1 rRNA gene is annotated in these 216 nt (G+C 57.9%); it reads left to right on the top strand.

From position 1 onward, the window contains the following. A 23S ribosomal RNA gene (locus ADK65_RS09345) occupies positions 1 to 216 on the top strand; the annotation flags it as partial.

Raw genomic sequence — 216 nt, 5'->3', positions numbered from 1 at the left:
GATTCCGGGAGTAGTGGCGAGCGAAACTGGATGAGGCTAAACCGTATACGTGTGAGACCCGGCAGGGGTTGCGTATGCGGGGTTGTGGGATCTCTCTTCTGTCGTCTGCCGGCGACAGGACGAGTCAGAAACCGTTGATGTAGGCGAAGGACATGCGAAAGGTCCGGCGTAGAGGGTAAGACCCCCGTAGTCGAAACGTCAGCGGCTCGTTTGAGA

The sequence above is a fragment of the Streptomyces sp. NRRL B-1140 genome, from assembly GCF_001280065.1.
Lineage (GTDB): Bacteria > Actinomycetota > Actinomycetes > Streptomycetales > Streptomycetaceae > Streptomyces.
Note: the sequence above shows the minus strand (reverse complement) of the source record. Positions and strands in the feature narration are given on the sequence as shown.